This is a genomic window from Micromonospora sp. BS32, from assembly GCF_059089345.1.
This window is the reverse complement of sequence record NZ_JBSSHR010000029.1, coordinates 38,552-57,845: the sequence shown is the minus strand read 5'-3', so window position 1 is coordinate 57,845 and position 19,294 is coordinate 38,552. Positions and strand designations below refer to the sequence as shown.

15 protein-coding genes are annotated in these 19,294 nt (G+C 75.3%); 5 read left to right on the top strand and 10 right to left on the bottom strand.

What is annotated here, in order from left to right:
• Positions 1-259 precede the first annotated feature (259 nt).
• Both AC5RWQ_RS28375 and AC5RWQ_RS28370 read right to left on the bottom strand, forming a co-directional pair.
• Positions 260-3,178 (bottom strand): helix-turn-helix transcriptional regulator, encoded by a 2,919-nt coding sequence (locus tag AC5RWQ_RS28375; RefSeq protein WP_494285695.1) that lies wholly within the window; start codon positions 3,176-3,178, stop codon positions 260-262.
• A gap of 155 nt (positions 3,179-3,333) precedes the next feature.
• Positions 3,334-3,504, bottom strand: a complete 171-nt coding sequence (locus tag AC5RWQ_RS28370; protein ID WP_494285694.1) for a hypothetical protein — start codon at positions 3,502-3,504, stop codon at positions 3,334-3,336.
• Positions 3,505-3,711: 207 nt separating this feature from the next.
• On the opposite strand from AC5RWQ_RS28370, the gene AC5RWQ_RS28365 reads away from it, so the two are divergent.
• Positions 3,712-4,398, top strand: a complete 687-nt coding sequence (locus tag AC5RWQ_RS28365) for a DUF4191 domain-containing protein (RefSeq protein WP_494285693.1) — start codon at positions 3,712-3,714, stop codon at positions 4,396-4,398.
• A 65-nt stretch (positions 4,399-4,463) separates the two neighbouring features.
• On the opposite strand, the gene AC5RWQ_RS28360 is transcribed toward AC5RWQ_RS28365, so the two are convergent.
• A complete protein-coding gene (locus tag AC5RWQ_RS28360) occupies positions 4,464-4,868 on the bottom strand; it encodes an RDD family protein (protein WP_494285692.1) in 405 nt (134 codons plus the stop codon).
• A gap of 255 nt (positions 4,869-5,123) precedes the next feature.
• Here AC5RWQ_RS28360 and glnA point away from each other — a divergent pair, with 255 nt between their 5' ends.
• Positions 5,124-6,548 (top strand): type I glutamate--ammonia ligase, encoded by a 1,425-nt coding sequence (gene glnA / locus AC5RWQ_RS28355; protein ID WP_494285691.1) that lies wholly within the window; start codon positions 5,124-5,126, stop codon positions 6,546-6,548.
• A gap of 85 nt (positions 6,549-6,633) precedes the next feature.
• Here glnA and AC5RWQ_RS28350 read toward each other — a convergent pair whose 3' ends face one another.
• From AC5RWQ_RS28350 to mptB (AC5RWQ_RS28335), 4 genes are all read right to left on the bottom strand, one after another.
• Positions 6,634-7,086 (bottom strand): SRPBCC family protein, encoded by a 453-nt coding sequence (locus tag AC5RWQ_RS28350; protein ID WP_494285690.1) that lies wholly within the window; start codon positions 7,084-7,086, stop codon positions 6,634-6,636.
• 14 nt (positions 7,087-7,100) lie between these two features.
• The gene (locus AC5RWQ_RS28345) at positions 7,101-7,448 is read right to left on the bottom strand and encodes an ArsR/SmtB family transcription factor (protein WP_334485909.1); all 348 of its coding nucleotides are present in this window, start codon (positions 7,446-7,448) and stop codon (positions 7,101-7,103) included.
• Between the two features lie 78 nt (positions 7,449-7,526).
• Positions 7,527-8,987 (bottom strand): polyprenol phosphomannose-dependent alpha 1,6 mannosyltransferase MptB, encoded by a 1,461-nt coding sequence (gene mptB, locus AC5RWQ_RS28340; RefSeq protein WP_494285689.1) that lies wholly within the window; start codon positions 8,985-8,987, stop codon positions 7,527-7,529.
• Positions 8,988-8,997: 10 nt separating this feature from the next.
• Entirely contained in the window at positions 8,998-10,404 is a 1,407-nt protein-coding gene (gene mptB, locus AC5RWQ_RS28335; protein ID WP_494285697.1) for a polyprenol phosphomannose-dependent alpha 1,6 mannosyltransferase MptB, read from the bottom strand.
• Positions 10,405-10,448: 44 nt separating this feature from the next.
• Between mptB (AC5RWQ_RS28335) and AC5RWQ_RS28330 the strand changes: the two genes are divergently transcribed.
• Positions 10,449-12,059, top strand: a complete 1,611-nt coding sequence (locus tag AC5RWQ_RS28330; RefSeq protein ID WP_494285688.1) for a hypothetical protein — start codon at positions 10,449-10,451, stop codon at positions 12,057-12,059.
• A gap of 34 nt (positions 12,060-12,093) precedes the next feature.
• On the opposite strand, the gene AC5RWQ_RS28325 is transcribed toward AC5RWQ_RS28330, so the two are convergent.
• Positions 12,094-12,726 (bottom strand): helix-turn-helix domain-containing protein, encoded by a 633-nt coding sequence (locus AC5RWQ_RS28325; protein WP_494285687.1) that lies wholly within the window; start codon positions 12,724-12,726, stop codon positions 12,094-12,096.
• Between the two features lie 90 nt (positions 12,727-12,816).
• On the opposite strand from AC5RWQ_RS28325, the gene AC5RWQ_RS28320 reads away from it, so the two are divergent.
• On the top strand, positions 12,817-14,433 hold the full coding sequence (locus AC5RWQ_RS28320) for a methyltransferase domain-containing protein (protein WP_494285686.1): 1,617 nt from the start codon (positions 12,817-12,819) through the stop codon (positions 14,431-14,433).
• Positions 14,434-14,445: 12 nt separating this feature from the next.
• On the opposite strand, the gene AC5RWQ_RS28315 is transcribed toward AC5RWQ_RS28320, so the two are convergent.
• Together AC5RWQ_RS28315 and AC5RWQ_RS28310 are read right to left on the bottom strand one after the other, a co-directional pair.
• On the bottom strand, positions 14,446-17,472 hold the full coding sequence (locus AC5RWQ_RS28315; RefSeq protein ID WP_494285685.1) for a bifunctional [glutamine synthetase] adenylyltransferase/[glutamine synthetase]-adenylyl-L-tyrosine phosphorylase: 3,027 nt from the start codon (positions 17,470-17,472) through the stop codon (positions 14,446-14,448).
• A 1-nt stretch (position 17,473) separates the two neighbouring features.
• The gene (locus AC5RWQ_RS28310; RefSeq protein WP_494285684.1) at positions 17,474-18,241 is read right to left on the bottom strand and encodes a type 1 glutamine amidotransferase; all 768 of its coding nucleotides are present in this window, start codon (positions 18,239-18,241) and stop codon (positions 17,474-17,476) included.
• A gap of 80 nt (positions 18,242-18,321) precedes the next feature.
• Between AC5RWQ_RS28310 and AC5RWQ_RS28305 the strand changes: the two genes are divergently transcribed.
• Complete coding sequence (locus tag AC5RWQ_RS28305; protein ID WP_494285683.1) at positions 18,322-19,251, top strand: S66 peptidase family protein; 930 nt, start codon at positions 18,322-18,324, stop codon at positions 19,249-19,251.
• The last annotated feature ends 43 nt before the right edge of the window (positions 19,252-19,294 follow it).

Genomic DNA, 19,294 nt, shown 5'->3' with positions numbered 1-19,294 from the left:
CATGGCCTACGGATTCCACTCACCCCACGCCCTCATCGCCCTGGCCATGCTCAGCCTCGGCGGCCACCGACCCCAACTACCCAACAGATGACCACCACCGACCCACAAACCCAGCAGAAGACCCATATTTATGCCTCTGCGTCATATCGCTCGTGACGACACAGGGTGCCGGGAGGTGACGGACTGTGATGTCCGCCCATTCCGTCCAGCAGCGGTCGTCAACCGCGCCGACGGTGGCGGACCGGTTTCCGAGGGCGGGTCAGCGCGGTCCGGGGATGGCGTCGGCGGTGGTCGTCGCCCGGTCGAGCAGCCCCAGGCGGTGGGCGAGCGCCGCCGCCTCGCCCCGGTTGGTGACGTCCAGCTTGGCGATGATCCGGGAGACGTGCACGCTCGCCGTCTTCGGTGAGATGAAGAGCCGCTCGGCGATCCGGCTGTTGCTGTGTCCCTCCGCGACCAGCCGCAGCACCTCCTGCTCCCGCGAGGTGAGCAGGTCGGCGCCCGGCCTCCCCCGGGTCGCCCCGCGCAGCCCGACCCGCCGGGCCAGGGTGGCGGCGCAGTCGGCCAGCGGCGTCGCGCCGAGCCGCCCGGCGATCCCGGCGACCTCGGTCACCGCCGCCGACACCTCGTCCCGCTCCCCCGCCGCGGCGGCCGCCTCGGCCAGCGCCAGCAAAGCCCGGCCGAGGGGGTACGGCTGGCCGTCGACCCGCCACGCCTCGACCGCGGCGCGCCAGGCCGGCAGCTCCCCGTCCCGCCCGGCCAGGGTCGCCGCCACCTCGGCGGCGTACGCCCGCTCGGCGGGAAAGCGCACCGCCAGCCCGGCGGCGACCGGGGCGAGCCGGGCGGCGACATCCGGCTCGCCGGTGGCGCGCAGTACCCGGGCGACGGCGGCCAGCAGCGGCCAGGCGTACCGGGGGTGCTCGGGGAGGCGGCGCTCGGTCAGCGCGACCGCCGCCGCCCGCAGCGCCTCGGGCCGGTCGTCGGCGGCCAGCGCCGCCTCCATCTCCAGCTCGATCAGGGGCAGCCGCTGGTGCGGGTGCAGGTACGGCTTGGCCAGGAACGCCAACGCCCGGCCGAGCGCCTCCTGGGTGCCCGGACGGGCCCGGGCCAGCCGCAGCCGGGCGCGCAGCTGGAGCCAGTGCGAGGCGGTCACCCCCGGCGGGTCGATCCGGGCCGCGTCCGCGCAGACCGCTTCGGCGTCGTCCCAGCGGCCCAGCGCGAGCAGCGCCTCGGCGCGATTCGACAGCAGGTACGCGCCGGTGGAGCGGCTCACCCCGACCCGGCGGGCCTCCCCGACGCCGCTCCCCGCCGCCTCGGCCGACTCCGCGTAGCGGCCCAGCTCGAAGAGCACGTCGGAGACGTACACCAGGGCGCTGACGACGGCCCAGCCCTCGCCGGCGCGCCGGGCGGCCTCCTCGGCCCGGTGCAGGTCGGCCAGGCCCAGGTCGGGCAGCCCGTCCCGGCGGCGCACCAGGGTCAGCTTCAGCGGCAGCAGCGGCCCGGCCGCGGCCGAGGCGTGCGCCGAGGCGAGCACCTCGTCGGCGATCCGGGCCCCCTCCTCCGGGTCGATCCGGGCCAGGAAGGCGGCCACGTCGGCGAGGACCCGGAAGCGCTCCGGGCCGTCCGGCACCCCGGCCGCCAGCCGGTACGCGGCGTGCAGCTCGGCCGTGCCGTCGCTCTTGCCGAGCAGGGTCAGCAGCCGGCCCCGGCGGTAGAGCAGGCGGGCGGCCCGCAACGGCTGCGCCGCCTCGTCCACCTCGTCCAGCGCCGCCCGGGTGAGGGTCAGCGCCCGGCCGTAGTCACCGGCGATCGTGGCCGCCTCCTGGGTCTGCTCCAGCACGGCGAGGTGGTCCATGCCGAGCCGGTCGGCGGCGTCGGGCACCACCTCCCACAGCTCCAGGACCCGCTCCAGCAGCCGGCTCCGCTCGGCGTACGCGTACCGGTCGGCGGCCGCCTCCGCCGCCGCCCGGGCGGTGACCAGGGCGCGGGGGTGATCGTGGGCGGCGTGCCAGTGGTGGGCGATCTCGGCCGGGGCGCGCCCGGCGGCGACCAGGTGCGGCTGCGCCTCGATCGCGGCGGCGTACCGTGCGTGCAGGCGAGCGTGCTCGCCGGGGAGCAGCTCGTCGTGGACGGCCTCCCGGACCAGCGCGTGCCGGAACTCGTAGTCACCGTCGGGGCCGGCGACGACGAGCTGGGCGGCGACCGCGGCGCGCAGCGCGTCCTCCAGCTCGTGCTCAGGCAGCCGGGCGACCTCGGCGAGGAGCTGGTGGGCGATCCGGGTACCGCCGGCGGCGGCGACCCGCAGCACCCGCTGGGCGGCGTCGGGCAGCCGGTCGACCCGGGCGAGCAGCAGGTCACGCAGGGTATCGGGCAGGGTGGCGCAGCCGACCGGGCCACTGGCGGCGGCCAGCTCCTCGATGAAGAAGGGATTGCCCTGGGTCCGTTCGTGGATGTCGTCCACGGCCCGGGCCGACTGCTCGCCGCCGAGCAGGTCGGTGAGGATCGCGGCGGTGCCGTCCCGGCCCAGCCGGGCCAGGTCCACCCGCTCGACGCCGCGGGCCCGGTCCAGCTCCGCCAGGAAGGGGCGCAGCGGGTGACCCCGGTGCAGCTCGTCGGTGCGGTACGTGCAGACCAGCAGCATCCGCGCGGTGCGGGTGGCCCGGACGAGGAAGCCGATCAGATCCCGGGTGGACCGGTCGGCCCAGTGCAGGTCCTCGATCAGCAGCACCATCGGCTGGGCGGCGGCGAGCCGGTGGAACAACTCGCCGACCAGGTCGAACAGGTAGCCCCGGGGGGCGTCGGAGGGGATCGGCCCGACCGGCGCGGCGACCGCGGCGGGCACCCGGGCCAGCTCGGGCAGGAGCCGGGCGAACTCCGCCTCGTACCCGTCGAAGGCGCCCGGACCGTCGCGGCGCAGCACCTCGCGCAGCGCGGCGGCGAACGGCGCGAACGGCAGCCCGGCCTCACCAAGCTCCAGGCACTGACCGACCAGCATGCGCGCCCCGGCGGCGGTGGCCAGCGCGCCGAACTCGTCCAGCAGGCGGGTTTTGCCGACGCCGGCCTCACCGCCGACCAGGACGGTGGTCGGCTCGCCGGAGCGGGCCCGGTCGAAGGCGGCGCGCAGCATCCCCAACTCGCCCTGGCGGCCCACGAGGACGGTGCTGGCGGCGCGTACGGTCACGGCACCGAGCATGCCATGGTTGTCGCCGTCGCCGGTCCCGCCGGCGGGCCGCCCCGCGACCGGCCGCCCCGTGCCGGCCGGTCGCGGGGCGCTGCCGGCGGCGTCCGCCGGCGGCCCGTCGGTGCGAGCCGCCGGTGCGGCGGCCGTCGCGGTGGTCACCGGCTGGCCGCGTCGGTACGGCCCGGCCGGCGGCGTCGGCTGAGCCAGCCGCCGGAATGCCGGCGGGGCAGCGAGCGGGCCAGGCGGGCCGCTTCGGCCTCGGCCTGGAGCTCCGCGGCGTGCGAGCGGTGGATCGTGAGCAGGAATTCCGCGTCGTTGCCGAACATGTCGGGCTCCTTCGAATCGGGTCGGCGCTGTCGTCGACCGCCGACTCTGACTCTTCGCGCGAAGGTGCCCCGGGGGCATGGGTGTACCGCCTGATCTTCGGCCCACTCCCCCTCCTTACCCGGCCCGCAACGGGGCACTGAGGGCTCGTAAGGTACTCAGCCGGCCGGGGATCAACCGGGCGGACGGGGACCACTAGACTCTGGGTCATGGCAAAGCCCCAGGAGAAGGTCTCGTTCGGCCAGCGGCTGAAGCAGATCGGGATGGTGTTCCGGTTCACCGCCAAGCAGGACAGGTGGTTCGCGCCGCTGATCGCCGCCGCGGTCCTGATCCCGCTCGCGCTCACCGTGGTCGCGGTCGTCCTCTGGAGCTGGATCTGGTTGCCGATCGGCATCCTGCTCACCCTGCTCGCCGTGCTGATCGTGCTGAACCTGCGGTCCAACAAGGCGATGATGAACGCCGCCGAGGGGCAGCCCGGCGCGGCGGCGCAGATCATGGAGAGCATGCGCGGCGACTGGCGGGTCACCCCGGCGGTCAGCTCGACCACCCAGATGGACATGGTGCACCTGGTCATCGGCCGTCCCGGCGTGATCCTGCTGGCCGAGGGGAACTCGCAGCGGGTCCGCGGCCTGCTCGGCCAGGAGAAGCGCCGGCTGGCCAAGGTCATCGGCTCGGCGCCGCTCTACGACTACGTGATCGGCCAGGGCGAGGGCGAGCTGCCGATCCGCAAGCTGCGGACGACCCTGATGCGGCTGCCGCGCAACCTCCAGGGCAAGGACGTCAACGCGCTCGACAAGCGGCTCAAGGCGCTCACCGCCCGCCCGCAGATGCCCAAGGGCGCGATCCCGAAGAACATGCGTCCGCCGCGCGCCTTCCGCCAGTCGCGGGGCCGCTGACCGTTTCTGACGTACGCGAGGAGCCGGGCCCGTGCGGGCCCGGCTCCTCGCCGTTTCCGGCGCGGTCAGCGCCGAGGGGCGTTGGTGATGACGGCACCGGTCAGGCGGTCGTGCAGGCCGCGACGGTGCTCGTCCATGATCAGGGCTGGCACGGCCAAGGCGAGCAGCAGGCCGCGCAGCAGCCCACGGGCGATGCCGATCCGGCCGCCGTCGGCCCAGCCGAGGCAGCGGATCCGGGTGACGTACATGCCGGGGGTCTGGGCGAAGAGGCCGAGGAAGAAGCCGTACTCCAGGATCAGCACCAGCACCGGGGGCCAGCCGTCGCGCACCGGGTCGGCGAAGAAGTTCGACACCAGCAGGCAGAGCACCCAGTCGATCACCAGGGCGCCGAACCGGCGTCCGAGGCTCGGCGGGGTGAAGGACGGGTCTGCGGCGGGCGGCACCGGTGGCGCGGCGTACGGGTTGGTCACGACGGTCAAGGGTAGTCAGGCGGGGGCCGGGAGCCGATTCGCCACGGATCGTGGAATCGGGCCAACCATGCCAATTAGCTATCAACCGACCCAGCGGGTATCGTCCGAACGAGGGTCCCGGAGGGGACCGAGCGGCGCAGATGACGCTCCGCGAGCGACGTAACACGGCAGAAACATAGGAGACACGGCCGGGCAACCCCGTGGTCATACCGTCGCCAGTGCCCAGCCACCGGAGTGGACGTGCCAGGAGGACGTGTGTTTGCCAATCCCGAGGAACTCCTGCGATACCTCAAGAACGAGGACGTGAAGTTCGTCGACGTACGTTTCTGTGACCTGCCCGGCGTGATGCAGCACTTCAATCTGCCGGTCGAGTCCTTCGACGACAGCGTCTTCACCGACGGTCTCGCGTTCGACGGCTCGTCGATCCGCGGCTTCCAGGCGATCCACGAGTCGGACATGCTCCTGCTCCCGGACGTCGCGAGCGCGTTCATCGACCCGTTCCGCGCGCAGAAGACCCTTGCGCTCAACTTCTTCATCCACGACCCGTTCACCCGTGAGGCCTACTCCCGGGACCCGCGGAACGTGGCCAAGAAGGCCGAGGCGTACCTGGCGGCCAGCGGCATCGCCGACACCGCGTACTTCGGCGCCGAGGCGGAGTTCTACATCTTCGACTCGATCCGCCACGAGACCTCCGCCCACCAGTCGTTCTACTACATCGACTCGATCGAGGGCGCCTGGAACTCCGGCCGCGAGGAGGAGGGCGGCAACCGCGGCTACAAGACCGCCTACAAGGGCGGCTACTTCCCGGTGCCGCCGGTGGACCACTACGCCGACCTCCGCGACTCGATCGTGCGGCGGCTGGTCGACGGCGGCTTCACCGTGGAGCGCTCGCACCACGAGGTGGGCACCGCCGGTCAGTCGGAGATCAACTACAAGTTCTCCACCCTGCTGCACGCCGGCGACCAGCTCCAGCTCTTCAAGTACATCGTGAAGAACGAGGCCTGGGCCAACGGCAAGACCGCGACCTTCATGCCGAAGCCGCTCTTCGGCGACAACGGCTCCGGCATGCACACCCACCAGAGCCTCTGGCTGAACGGCGAGCCGCTGTTCTACGACGAGACCGGCTACGCCGGCCTGTCGGACACCGCCCGCTGGTACATCGGCGGTCTGCTGCACCACGCGCCGTCGCTGCTGGCCTTCACCAACCCGACGGTCAACTCGTACCGCCGGCTGGTGCCGGGCTTCGAGGCGCCGGTCAACCTGGTCTACTCGCAGCGCAACCGCTCCGCGTGCACCCGGATCCCGGTCACCGGCAGCAACCCGAAGGCCAAGCGGGTCGAGTTCCGGGTACCGGACCCGTCCAGCAACCCGTACCTCGCCTTCTCGGCGATGATGATGGCCGGCCTGGACGGCATCAAGAACAAGATCGAGCCGCCGGCGCCGATCGACAAGGACCTGTACGACCTGCCTCCGGAGGAGTGGGGCGACGTCAAGCAGGTGCCGGGCTCGCTGCCCGAGGTGCTCGACGCGCTCGAGGCCGACCACGACTACCTGCTCGACGGCGGCGTGTTCACCCCGGACCTGATCTCCACCTGGGTGGGCTGGAAGCGGGCCAACGAGGTCGACCCGGTCCGCCTGCGGCCGACCCCGCACGAGTTCGCGATGTACTTCGACTGCTGAGGTCGCTCAGCAGGGCACGCTCCACCAGCACCGGCCGGGCCGGCTCCGCGATCGCGGGGCCGGCCCGGCCGCTTCCCCCCGGCGGTCAGCGGGCGAGCAGCGCGTCCAGCTTGTCGAAGGAGCTGGTCCAGCCCGCCCGGGCGCCGGCCTCCATCGCCGGGTCGTGCGGCCCCTGCCGCAACACCAGCCGGGTCCGACCGTCCTCGTCGTGGAACTCGACCCGCAGCTTCATGACAATGTCGCCCGCACCGAAGTCGACGCGCTGTTCGCCGACCAGCAGCTCGTTCTCGACCAGCTCGGTGAAGGTGGCCTCGACCGCGGAGGTCATCTGATGGTCGGCGTCGTTGACCATGGTGAACCGCTGGTGGCCGCCGACCCGGGCGTCGATGTCGACGGTCTCCCGGGGCACCGACCAGCCGACCGGCCCGAACCAGGCGGCGAGCTGATCAGGGTCGACGAAGGCGCGGTAGACCAGCTCGCGCGGGGCGTCGAAGACGCGGGTGATGACGAGTTCGTGGGTGGCCGTGGTGTCGGTCATGGTGCGGTCCTCTCTCACTGTCGGTCGTCCGGCCCCGGTCGGGCCTGCAGCTTCCTGAGGTGGGCGTCGAGCCGGTCGAGGTTGGCGTCCCAGAACCGGCGGTAGCGCTCCATCCAGTCCGTCGCCTCCCGCAGCGGTTCCGGGTTGAGGCTGCTGGACCGCCACTGGGCGCTGCGGCTCCGGGTGATCAGGCCGGCCTGTTCGAGCACCTTCAGGTGCCGGGAGATCGCCGGGAGGCTGATCTCGAACGGCTCGGCCAGCTCGGTGACGGTCGCGTCCCCCTCAGCCAGCCGGGCGAGGATCGCCCGGCGGGTCGGGTCCGCCAGCGCCGCGAAGATCACGCTGAGCCGGTCGGTCGCCATGCTCTTAACCACCTCGTTAATTAACTGATGCGTTAAACGTAGGCTGCTCGAGAAGCCTCGTCAAGCACGTCGGCGAATTCAGACCGATCGGGTCCGGCGGGCCCGCACCGCCCGCACCGCGAGCAGCACCAGCAGCGCCGTCATCGCGATCGCCCCGGGCGCCTTGCTGTAGCGGGCCACCGTGGTGCCGTCCGGCAGGGCCAGGAAGGCGGAAACCGCGCTGGGCAGCACGAACCACGTGGTCCGGGTCGCCGACACGGCCAGCACGGCCAGCGGCCAGGTCACGTACCAGGGGTAGAGGACCGGGGCCAGGGCCACCGTGGCGGCCAGCGCCAGCCCCGCCCCGAACAGGGCCACCCGGGGCCGGGCCGCCGAGAGCCGACGGACCCGCTGCGGTACGTCGTTGAGCTCCCGCAGCGACGTCCACGCCCGCCACCAGAGCACCACCAGCAGCACCGCCAACAGCAGCAGCGCCACCGCCCGGGTCACCGGCACCGCCCCCGGCCGCCGCCCGGTCAGCTCCCCCAGGTAGTTCACGACGAAACCGACCGCGGTCGGCGGCGACGTCCACTGCTGCGAGTCGCCGCTACGGGCCAGCCCGCCGACCCAGCCCAGCCCCAGGCCGGACAGGGCCGAGATGGCCGCCAGCACGGCCAGCACCCCGGCAGCCAGCCAGCCGCCGTCGCGCAGCAGCGCCCGGACCGTGTACCGGCCGAGCACCGCCGCCAGCGCGGCGAACGGGAGCACCACCACCGCGGTCGCCTTCACCCCCACCGCCAGCCCGAGCAGCACCCCGGCCACCAGCAGCCCGCGCGGCCGGCCCGGGAACCGGACCAGCACCAGCAGGCCGAGCAGGAGCAGCCCGAGCATCACCGCGTCGTTGTGCGCACCCGCCACCAGGTGCACCCCGACCAGCGGGCAGGCCAGCGCGAGCCAGGCCGCCCGACCTGTCGGCACCCCGGCGGCCCGGGCCAGCCCCGGCAGGCAGAGCCCGGCCAGCAGCACCCCGGCCAGGGCGAAGAGCCGAAGCAGCAGCAGCGTGCCGACCAGGCCGCCGCCGAGCACCGCGGCCAGCGCGGCGAGCAGCATGAAGAACGGGCCGTACGGGGCCGGGCTGTCCCGCCACATCGGCGCCACCGAGTCCACCCACGGGCAGCCCGCCGCCGCCACCCCCGTCCCGTACGGGTCGTGCCCGGCCGCGTACGACCAGCCCTGGCAGGCGTACGAGTAGACGTCCCGGCTGGCCAGCGGCGGCGCGGCCAACAGCGGCAACAGCCACAGCCCCGCCGTCAGGTACGCCCACCGGGTCGACGGGACGCCCCGGCGCAGCGCCCACCACGCGCCCACCAGCAGCGCCGTGCCGGCCAGCCAGCAGCCCAGCGCCCAGGGCCCGTACGGGGCGAGCCACGGGCCGGTCGGCGGGACGTGCGGACGCGCCCCGCCGAGCCAGCCGGCCACGGCCAGCAGCACCGCGCCGGCCAGGCCGGCGTACCGGGCGAGGCGGGGCCGGCCGTCGGTCGGCGCGCCGGCCTCGGTCACCGGCCACCTCTCATCGGTCGACGGGGGCCGGCTCACGGGCCGCCCGAGCCGACCGTACCAACCGGACCGCCACCACGATCACCAACAGCGTCATCAGCGGCGCCCCGGGCATCTTCGTGTACCGGGCCAGCCCGGTGCCGTCGGCCAGCACCAGGAACGACGAGACCAGCGCGACCAGCGCGAACCACCGGGTGGCGTGCCGGGCGGTGGCGGCGAGGACCACCAGCGGCCAGGTCCAGTACCAGGGGTGGAAGAGCGGGGCCAGCGCCACCGTGGCGGCCAGCGCCAGGCCGGCGTGCCAGAGCGGGTCGCGGTGCCGGGCCCGCCACCAGAGCCAGACCAGCAGCACCGCGAGGACCAGCACGCCGATCGCCCGGGTGACCGGCAGCGCGTCGACGTGCACCCCGAAGGGCGCCAGCAGGTACCCGACGGTCTGCCCGATCGCGGTCGGCGGTGACGTCCAGGCCACCACCAGGCTGCCCTGTTCCAGGCCGCTGATCCAGCCGAAGTCGAGGCCGGCGGCGAGGGTCGCCCCGACCACCGCGGCCACCGCGCCGCCGACCACCGGGCCGCCGTCGCGCAGCAGCGTCCGGATCCGGTACGGCCCACCCATCGCGGCCAGCGCGGCGAACGGCACCACCACCAGCGCGGTCACCTTGACCCCGCCGGCCAGCCCGAGCAGCACGCCGCCGGCCAGCAGCGGCCAGGGGCGACCCGGCCGGGACGCCACCACCGCCAGCCCGGCGACCAGCAGCCCGACCATCAGCGCGTCGTTGTGCACCCCGGAGATGAGGTGCACGCCGATCAGCGGGGAGGCCAGCGCCAGCCAGAGCGCCCGCTCCACCGGCACCCCACAGCGGCGGGCCAGCACCGGCAGGCAGGCCGCGGTGAGCACCACTCCGGCGACGGCGAGCAGCCGGAACAGCGCGATGCTGGCGGTCAGCGAGCCGGTCGCCTTCACGATCGCCCCGGCGAGCATCACGAACAGCGGGCCGTACGGCGCGGGGGTGTCCCGCCAGATGTACGAGATGGTGTCCAGCCACGGGCAGGGCAGCGCGGAGACGCCCTGCTCGTACGGGTTGATGCCGGCCGCGTAGCTCGCCCCCTGGCAGGCGTACGCGTAGCCGTCCCGGCTGCCCAGCGGCGGCGCGACCAGCAGCGGGAGCAGCCAGAGCCCGGCGGTGACCAGCGCCCAGCGGGCCGACGGCACCCGGTCGCGCAGGCTCCACCAGGCCCAGGCCAGCAGGCCCAGCCCGAGCAGCCACAGCCCGATCACCAGCGGCCCGCGCGGGCCCTGCCAGACGCTGACCGGGGTGGCGCGCAGCGGGGAGTCCGGCAGCGCGCCGCCGAGGTACGCGGTGACGGCGAGCACCGTCGAACCCGCCAGGCCGATCCAGCGCGAGAGGTGGTGAGGCACGTCCGACATGCTGCCAGTACGGTGGTCGCGGACCGGAGGTGGGCATGCGGGGCAGCAGGCAGGTGGCGGTGGCCACCGTGTCCGCGGCCGTCCTGGGCGTGGTGTTCCTGGCCCTGCCCCGGATGGGCTCCGACCTCTCCGCCCAGGTGGCTCGCGCCGACTTCTTCGCCGCGCACGGCCCCGCCCTGGTCGACCTGCGCTGGTACGGCGGGATCCACCCGCTCGGCTACAGCCTGGTCTCCCCGCCGCTGATGGCGACCCTCGGGGTACGGCTCACCGGGGTGCTCGCGCTGGTCGCGTCGGCCGCCGCGTTCGCCGCCCTGCTGGTCCGCACCGGCGTGCCCCGGCCACTGCTCGGCAGCCTGGTCGGGGTGCTCACCATCGCCGGCAACCTGGTCTCCGGCCGGGTGACGTACGCCCTCGGGGTGGCCTTCGGTCTGGCCGCGCTGCTCGCCCTCACCCTGCCCCGCGGCCCGGCCCGGCGGTGGGTCAGGCCGGTCCTGGTGGTGGCCGGCGCGCTGCTGGCGTCGGCGACCAGCCCGGTGGCCGGCCTCTTCGTCGGCCTCGCCGGGGCCGCGCTGCTGCTCACCCGCCGGTACGCCGACGGCCTGCTGCTAGCGGTGCCGGCGGCGCTGCCGCTCGCGGTGACCGGGCTGCTCTTCGGCGAGGGCGGCTGGATGAACATCAGCCGGAGCGACACCCTGCGGGCGGCGCTGACCAGCCTCCTGGTGGCCGCGCTGGTGGCCCACCGGCCGGTACGGGTGGGGGCGTTGCTCTCGGCGGCCGGGGTGCTGGCGGCGGCGCTGGTGCACACCCCGGTCGGGTTGAACGCCACCCGGCTGGTGGTCATGTTCGCGCTGCCGCTGCTGGCCGCCGCCGCCCGTGCCCCGCGCCGGCTGACCGACCGGCTGACCGCCGGAGGGCGGGACCCGGAGCGGGCCGGGGCGACCGGCCGGGGCCGGGTGGCCGGGTGGGTGGCGCTCGGCGCGCTGCTGGCGGTGGTCTGCTGGTGGCAGCCGCCGGTGGTCGCCGCCGACCTGCGCAGCGTCGGCGACCCGACCGCCGACCGGTCGTTCTTCACCCCGCTCGCCGCGGAGCTGGCCCGGCGCGGGCTCACCGGCCGGGTGGAGGTGCCGCCGACCCGCAACTACTGGGAGGCCGCCCAGCTCGGCGAGGTCCCGCTGGCCCGGGGTTGGCTGCGCCAGGCGGACATCGCCCGCAACCCGCTCTTCTTCACCACCGTGCCCGGGGCGACCGGCACCGGAGTTCCGCTGACCGCCGACAGCTACCGGGCCTGGCTGGACGAGAACGCGGTGCAGTACGTGGCGGTCCCCGACGTCCCGCTCTCCTGGGTCGGCCGGGCCGAGGCGGAGCTGGTCGAGGCCGGACTGCCGCACCTGACCGAGGTCTGGTCGGACGACCACTGGCGGCTCTGGGCGGTGGCCGACCCGACCCCGCTCGTCGGCGCGCCGGGCGAGCTGGTGCGCTCCGACGCCGCGTCGCTGACGTTCCGCGCCCCGGGCGCCGGGCCGGTGCCGGTCCGCGTCCGGTACACCCGCTGGCTGACCGCGTCCGGCGGCGCCACGGTCGGCGCCGATGGGGACTGGACGACGGTGACCGTGCCGGCCGCCGGGACGTACACCCTGGGCGGCTGACGGCCGCGCTCGCGGCCGGGCCGCGCGGCGCCGGTCAGGCCGCGCCCGGGTCGCGGCGGACCGGGGACGGGCGGGCCCGGACGTGCAGCCGCTCCCCCTGCGGTCCGAAGAGGCTGAGGACCTCCAGCGGGGTGTCGAACGGGTTGCCGAACCAGTGCGGGGTGCGGGTGTCGAACTCGGCGACCTCGCCGGCGTCGAGGGTCAGGTCGTGCGCGCCGAGCAGCAGCCGGCACCGGCCGGAGAGCACGTAGAGCCACTCGTATCCCTCGTGGACCTGCTGGGTGGGCTCCCCCGCCCGCGCCCCCGGCGGGTAGAGCATCTTGTACGCCTGCACGCCGCCGGGACGGCGGGTCAGCGGCACGATGGTCACCCCGTTGCGGACCAGCGGCCGGGGGCGGACCCGGGGATCCCCGGTCTCCGGGGCGCCGACCAGGTCGTCCAGCGGCACCCGGTGGAACCGGGCCAGGGCGAGCAGCAGCTCCAGGGTGGGCCGGCGGCCGCCGCTCTCCAGCCGGGACAGGGTGCTGACCGAGATGCCGGTGGCCGCGGCGAGCTGGGTCAGCGTCACCGCGCGCTGCTGGCGCAGCGCCCGCAGGCGGGGCCCGACCGCCGTCAACACCTCGTCCGGCGCCACGCGGTCCTCGTCCGACGCCCGATCGTTTGCCATAACGGCAACGATAGTTGTCGCACGCGCCGGGTGCCCGGACGATCCGGAGCGTCGGGGCGGGACCGGTCCGCCCGGAGGAGGGCGAAGATCATGAAGCAGGCAGACGTCCGGGACGTGGTGGTGCTCGGCGGTGGGGCGGCGGGGCTCAGCGGCGCCCTCGCCCTGGGACGCTTCCGCCGGTCGGTGCTGGTGCTCGACGACGGCACCCCGCGCAACGCCCCCGCCGGTCACGTGCACAACTACCTGACCAGCGAGGGAGTCCCCCCGGCCGAGCTCTACGCCACCGGCCGGGCGGAACTGGCCCGGTACGACGTGCCGGTGGTCGACGCCCGGGTGACCGACGCCCGGCCGCTGGGCGCCGAGCCGGACGGCGCCCGGTTCGCGGTCGAGCTGGCCGACGGGCGTACCGTCCGGGCCCGCCGGCTGCTGATCACCACCGGCCTGGTCGACGAGCTGCCCGCCGTCGCGGGCCTCGCCGAGCGGTGGGGGCGCGACGTGCTGCACTGCCCGTACTGCCACGGGTGGGAGGTGCGCGACCAGGCCGTCGGCGTGCTCGCCAACACCCCGGCCGCCACCCACCAGGCGCTGCTGTTCCGCCAGCTCACCGACGACGTGGTGGTGTTCACCCACACCGGGCCGGCGCTGACCGACGAGCAGGCCGAGCAGCTGGCCGCCCGGGGCGTCGCCGTCGTCGCGGGCGAGGTGACCGCCCTGGAGGTGACCGACGACACGCTCACCGGCGTACGGCTGCGGACCGGGGAGGTGGTCGCCCGGCAGGCCCTGGTGGTCGGTCCCCGGTTCCACGCCCGGATCGGGATGCTCGCCGGTCTCGCGCTGCCCACCACCGACCTGGTCCTGGCCGGGGAGGTGCTCGGCAGTCACGTCGCCGTCGACCCGAGCGGGGCGACCGGGGTACCCGGGGTCTGGGCGGCCGGCAACGTGGCCGACCCGCAGGCCACCGTCATCGCCGCCGCCGCGGCCGGGCTGAAGGCCGCCGCCGCGCTCAACGCCGACCTGATCGCCGAGGAGACGGCCACCGCGGTCGCCGCCCGGCGTGAGCAGGGCGAGGCCGGCGACTCCGGCGCGGTGGACGCGGAGACCGCGCGGCACTGGGAGGAGCACTACCAGCGGCGGGAGCGGGTCTGGAGCGGGCGGGTCAACCCGCACCTGGCCGAGGTCGCCGGCGCCCTGCCGGCCGGCACCGCGCTGGACCTCGGCTGCGGCGAGGGCGGCGACGCGCTCTGGCTCGCCGGCCGCGGCTGGCGGGTCACCGCCGTCGACGTCTCCGCCACCGCCCTGGACCGGGCCGCGGCGGAGGCGGCCCGGGCGGGGGTGTCGTCCCTGGTGGACTTCCAGCGGCACGACCTCACCCGCACCTTCCCGGCGGGCCGGTTCGACCTGGTCTCCGCGCAGTTCCTCCAGTCGCCGCTGGACTTCCCCCGGACCGAGGTGCTGCGCGCCGCCGCCCGGGCGGTGGCGCCCGGCGGTCGGCTGCTCGTCGTGGAGCACGGCGAGGTCCCGCCGCGCAGCCGCCTCGCCCACCCGCACGTCCGCTTCTACACCCCGGAGGAGACCCTCGCCGTGCTCGACCTGGACCCGGCGGCCTGGCTCACCGAACGGCTGGACGCCCCGCGTCGCCAGGTCACCGGCCCGGGCGGCGAGCCCGCCACCCTGGTCGACCACCTGGTGCTGGTGCGCCGCCGCTGACGGCGGGACGACTCAGGCCTCCATCACCCGTTCCATCGCGGCGCGGGACCGCCGGGCGGTGCGCAGGTACTCGTCGAGGAACTCGCCCGGGTCCTCCCGGCCGAGCAGCCGGGCCGCCCCGGCCAGCTCCACCCCGTGCCGGGGCAGCTGGTCGCCGGCGCGGCCCCGGACCAGCATCAACGCGTTGCGGACCTGCGCGGCGAGGGTCCAGCCGGCGGCCATCTCGGCGGCGTCCGCCGGGTCGACCAGGCCGGCGTCCCGGGCCGCCGCGAGGGCGTCGAGGGTACGCGTGCCGCGCAGCTCGGGATGCGTGCCGGCGTGCCGGAGCTGGAGCAGCTGCACCGCCCACTCGACGTCGGCGAGGCCACCCCGGCCCAGCTTGGTGTGGGTGGCCGGGTCGGCGCCCCGGGGCAGCCGCTCGTGCTCCACCCGGGCCTTGATCCGGCGGATCTCCACCACCTGTTCCCGGGTCAGCCCGTCTACCGGCCAGCGGACCGGGGCGACCATCGCCTCGAACTCGGCGCCCAGGTCGGCATCGCCGCAGACGAACCGGGCCCGCAGCAGCGCCTGCGCCTCCCACACCTTCGACCAGCGGGCGTAGTACTGGGCGTACGCGGCGAGGCTGCGCACCAGCGGGCCCTGCCGGCCCTCCGGACGCAGGTCGGCGTCGACGCCGAGCGGCGGGTCGGGGGCGGGCATGCCGAGCAGCCGGCGCAGCTCCTCGGCGATCTGGTGCGCGGCGGCGCTGGCCGTGCTCTCGACCGCCCCGGCCGGCGGGTCGTAGACGAAGAGCACGTCGGCGTCGGAGAGGTAGTTCGACTCGTACCCGCCGAGCCGGCCCATGCCGATCACCGCGAAACGCAGCCCGGGCGGCCCCGGCTGGGCGGCCCGGGCGGTCCGCAGCGCCGCCGCCAGGGTGGCGTCGGTGACGTCGGCCAGCGCGCTGCCGACCGCGGTGATGTCGGCCAGCGGCGCGGCTGTCGAGCCGCGTTCCGGGCGCGGGGCCAGCCCGCCGGCCCGACTGAGCAGGTCGGCGCAGGAGATCCGGACCAGTTCCCGGCGGCGCAGCGCGCGCACCGCCCGGGTGGCCTGCTCCGGGTCGGGGTAGCGGGCCGCCGCGGCGGCGAAGCCGTCGCAGAGCACCTCCTGGCCACGGGGGGCCAACTCGCTCTCCTCGGCCAGCAGGCGCAGCGCCTCCGGCTCGCGGGCGAGCAGGTCGGCGGCGTACCGGGACGAGGAGAGCACCCGGGCCAGCCGGCGGGCCACCGGGCCCTCGTCGCGCAGCAGCCGCAGGTACCACGGGGTGCTGCCGAGCTTGTCGGAGACCTGCCGGTAGTTGAGCAGCCCGCGGTCCGGCTCGGGGGCGTCGGCGAACTCGCTGAGCAGCACCGGCAGCAGGGTGCGCTGGATGGCCGCCGTCCGGCTCACCCCGCCGGTGAGCGCCTGGAGGTGACGCAGCGCCCCGGCCGGGTCGGCGAAGCCGAGGATCTCCAGCCGGTGCCGGGCGGCCTCCGGGGTGAGCCGCAGCCCGTCGGCGGGCACCCGGGCCACCGACTCCAGCAGCGGCCGGTAGAGCAGCTTGGCGTGCAGCCGGCGTACCTCGGCGGCGTGGGCGACCCAGTCGACCCGGAACGCCTCGACGGCGCTGCGGCCCGGCGCGGCGGTGTAGCCGAGCGCGGCGGCGAGCCAGCGCAGCGCGGCCGGCTCGGTCGGCACGGTGTGGGTACGCCGCAGGCCTTGGAGCTGGAGCCGGTGCTCGACGCCGCGCAGGAAGCGGTACCCACGCAGCAGCGCCTCCCCGTCGGCCCGGCCGACGTAGCCGCCGGCGACCAGCGCGCGCAGCGCCGGGATGGTGCCTCCCGAACGCAGCGACTCGTCACCGCGGCCGTGCACCAGTTGCAGCAGCTGCACCGCGAACTCGATATCGCGCAGCCCACCCGAGCCGCGCTTGATCTCGCGTTCCAGCTCCTTGGGCGGGATGTTCTCGATGATCCGCCGGCGCATGGCCCGGACGTCGGAGACGGCCTCGGGGCGCTCGGCGGCCCGCCAGACCAGCGGAGCGAGCGCCTCGATCCACTCCCGGCCGAGGTCGAGGTCGCCGGCGGCCGGCCGGGCCTTGAGCAGCGCCTGGAACTCCCAGGTCCGGGCCCACCGCTGGTAGTACGCGAGGTGGCTGGCGAGGGTGCGCACCAGTGGCCCCCGGCTGCCCTCGGGGCGCAGCGCGGCGTCCACCGGCCAGGCGACCAGGCCGCAGATGTGGATCAGGCGGGTGGCGATCATGGTGGCGGCGGTGAGGTCCTCGTCGTCGGCGGCCACGAAGATCACGTCGACGTCGGAGACGTAGTTCAGCTCGTCGCCGCCGCACTTGCCCATCGCCACGACGGCCAGCCGAGGCGGGGACGTCGGATCGGGCAGCTCGTCGACGGCGATCCGGTACGCCGCAGCGAGGGTGGCGTCGGCCAGCGCGGAGAGCGCCGCCATGGTCTGCTCCAGGCCGCGTCCGCCGGTCAGGTCGGCCGCCGCGATCCGCAGCAGCGCCAGCCGGTACGCCTGCCGGAGCACTGCGGTCGGCTGGGTGGCGGCGGTCAGCCGCCCGGCCAGCGCCAGGTCGAGCCGACCCTCGGCGATGGGGGCGAGCCCGTCCGGCGCGGTGGAGAGCACCGTCCACTGGCCGGGGTTGGCCACCAGGTGGTCGCCGAGCGCCGAGGAGGCGCCGAGCACGGCGATCAGCCGGCGGCGCAGGCCCGCGTCGGCGTGCAGGGCGTCGAGCAGCGCCGACTCGGCGGTCCCAGTGGTGCCGGCGCCCCGGCGTTCCGCCTCGACCAGCCGGTGCAGCTGACGCAGGGCCAGGTCGGGGTCGGCGGCCCGGGAGAGCCCGGCCAGCAGTTCGGCGGCTCGCTCGCCGGCGGGCTCCTGCTCGTCGAGGCGCCACAGCCCGAGCCCGTCCGGCCCGAGCAGGTCGGCGGCGCGGGCCTCGCCGCCGCCCTCGGCGGCGCCGAAGCCGTACCGGGCGAGCCGCCCCCTGGCCGGTCTGGTCATCTCAGTGGCCGAGCAGCGGCAGGCTGCGGCGGGTGGTGTCGTCGTCCAGCTCGCCGAGGGCGAGCGCGGCGAACCGGATGGCGAACGGCTGCCAGACCTCCTCGACGTCGGCCATCACCCGGTCACAGGCGGCCACCACCAGCTCCTCGTCGTAGCCCAGCTCGGCCAGCAGCTCGGAGCCGCGGGCCCAGTCGGCGATCATCGCGGTGTCGCACTCGATGTGGAACTGCAGACCCCAGGCCCGGTCGCCGAGGCGGAACGCCTGGTGCGGGTAGCGGGTCGAGGCGGCCAGCAGGGTGGCCCCCCGGGGCAGCTCGGTGATCTCGTCGGAGTGCCACTGGAGCACGTCCGGGATCAGCGGCACGTACCGGAATAGCGGGTCGTGGTCGGCGGCGTCCCGTTTGCCGACCACGCCGGGGCCGACCTCCGGGCCGGACGGGCTGCGCTCCACCAGGCCGGCGTGCGCGGTGGCGAGCAGCTGCCCGCCGAGGCAGACGCCGAGGGTGGGCAGGCGGTGTCGGACCGCCTTGCGCAGCAGCCCCTCCAACGCCGGGAACCAGGGCGCGCCGGGGTTGCCGTCGGGCAGCGGGTAGGCCTGCTGCTCGCCGCCCAGCACCACCAGCGCGGCGTACCCCGTCAGGTCGGCGGGGAGTTCGTCGCCCGCGTGCGGGCGGAGCACCCGCAGTTCCAGGCCCCCCTCGGTCAGCCAATCCCCCAGCCGGCGGAGGTCGTCGGTCGGGTCGTTCTCGATCACCAGCGCGGTCGCCACGGTGTCGAGGCTATCGGGTGGGTCGGGATCGACCCGGAACGGCTCGGCCTGGGCACCCACGACCGCTACGCTCGGCCGCTGTGATCACCGAAGACTGTCTGCGTCCACCGGTCCTGCGTCCCGGCGACACGGTGATGCTGGTGTCGCCGTCCGGGCCGACCCGGCCGGAGCGGGTGGCCCGCGGCATCGAGCTGCTGACCGGCTGGGGGCTGCGTCCGGTGCTCGCCCCGAACGCGTACGCCCGGCAGGGCTACCTGGCCGGCGGCGACGAGCTGCGCGCCGCCGACCTGAACACCGCGTTCGCCGACCCCGGGATCCGCGGGGTGATCTGCACTCGGGGCGGCTACGGCGCGCAGCGGGTGGTCGACCTGATCGACATGACCGCGGTACGCCGGGACCCGAAGGTGGTGGCCGGCTTCTCCGACATCACCGCGTTGCAGTTCGCGCTCTGGCGGGGCGCCCGGCTGGCCGGCGTGCACGGCCCCGGGGCGGCCTGGCTGGACGAGCGCACCCCGCTGGCGTCGGCGGAGTCGCTGCACGCCGCGCTGATGACCACCGCGCCGGTCGCCGTGGCCGCGTCGGCCGGAGAGGAGACCTTCGGCGTCCGGGTGCCGGGGCGGGCGGTGGGGCCGCTGCTCGGCGGGAACCTCTGCCTGATCACCGCGTCGATCGGCACGCCGGACATGCCGGACCTGACCGGGGCGGTGCTGCTGGTCGAGGAGGTGCAGGAGCCGCCGTACAAGGTCGACCGGATGCTCACCCACCTGCGCCGGGCGGGCGCGCTGGACGGGATCGCCGGGGTGGCGGTGGGCCAGTTCACCGAGTGCGCCGACGGCTGGGACACCACCGTCGTGGACGTGCTCACCGACCGCCTGGGCGACCTGGGCGTGCCGGTGCTCGGCGGGCTGCCGATCGGTCACGGGGTCGGGCAGCTGACCGTCCCGGTGGGTACCCGCGCCACCCTGGACGCCGACGCCGGCACCCTCACCGTCTCCCCCGCCGTCCGCTGATTCCGTTTTCGCCCGCTCTGTCGGCCGGATTGCCAGCTGGCTG

What these genes read in the sequence shown, in the direction of transcription:
- AC5RWQ_RS28370 (WP_494285694.1), bottom strand. Translation starts at nt 3,504, where the DNA reads ATGTTCGGCAACGACGCGGAATTCCTGCTCACGATCCACCGCTCGCAC.
- AC5RWQ_RS28365 (WP_494285693.1), top strand. Translation starts at nt 3,712, where the DNA reads ATGGCAAAGCCCCAGGAGAAGGTCTCGTTCGGCCAGCGGCTGAAGCAG.
- AC5RWQ_RS28350 (WP_494285690.1), bottom strand. Translation starts at nt 7,086, where the DNA reads ATGACCGACACCACGGCCACCCACGAACTCGTCATCACCCGCGTCTTC.
- AC5RWQ_RS28345 (WP_334485909.1), bottom strand. Translation starts at nt 7,448, where the DNA reads ATGGCGACCGACCGGCTCAGCGTGATCTTCGCGGCGCTGGCGGACCCG.
- AC5RWQ_RS28330 (WP_494285688.1), top strand. Translation starts at nt 10,449, where the DNA reads ATGCGGGGCAGCAGGCAGGTGGCGGTGGCCACCGTGTCCGCGGCCGTC.
- AC5RWQ_RS28325 (WP_494285687.1), bottom strand. Translation starts at nt 12,726, where the DNA reads ATGGCAAACGATCGGGCGTCGGACGAGGACCGCGTGGCGCCGGACGAG.
- AC5RWQ_RS28320 (WP_494285686.1), top strand. Translation starts at nt 12,817, where the DNA reads ATGAAGCAGGCAGACGTCCGGGACGTGGTGGTGCTCGGCGGTGGGGCG.
- AC5RWQ_RS28315 (WP_494285685.1), bottom strand. Translation starts at nt 17,472, where the DNA reads ATGACCAGACCGGCCAGGGGGCGGCTCGCCCGGTACGGCTTCGGCGCC.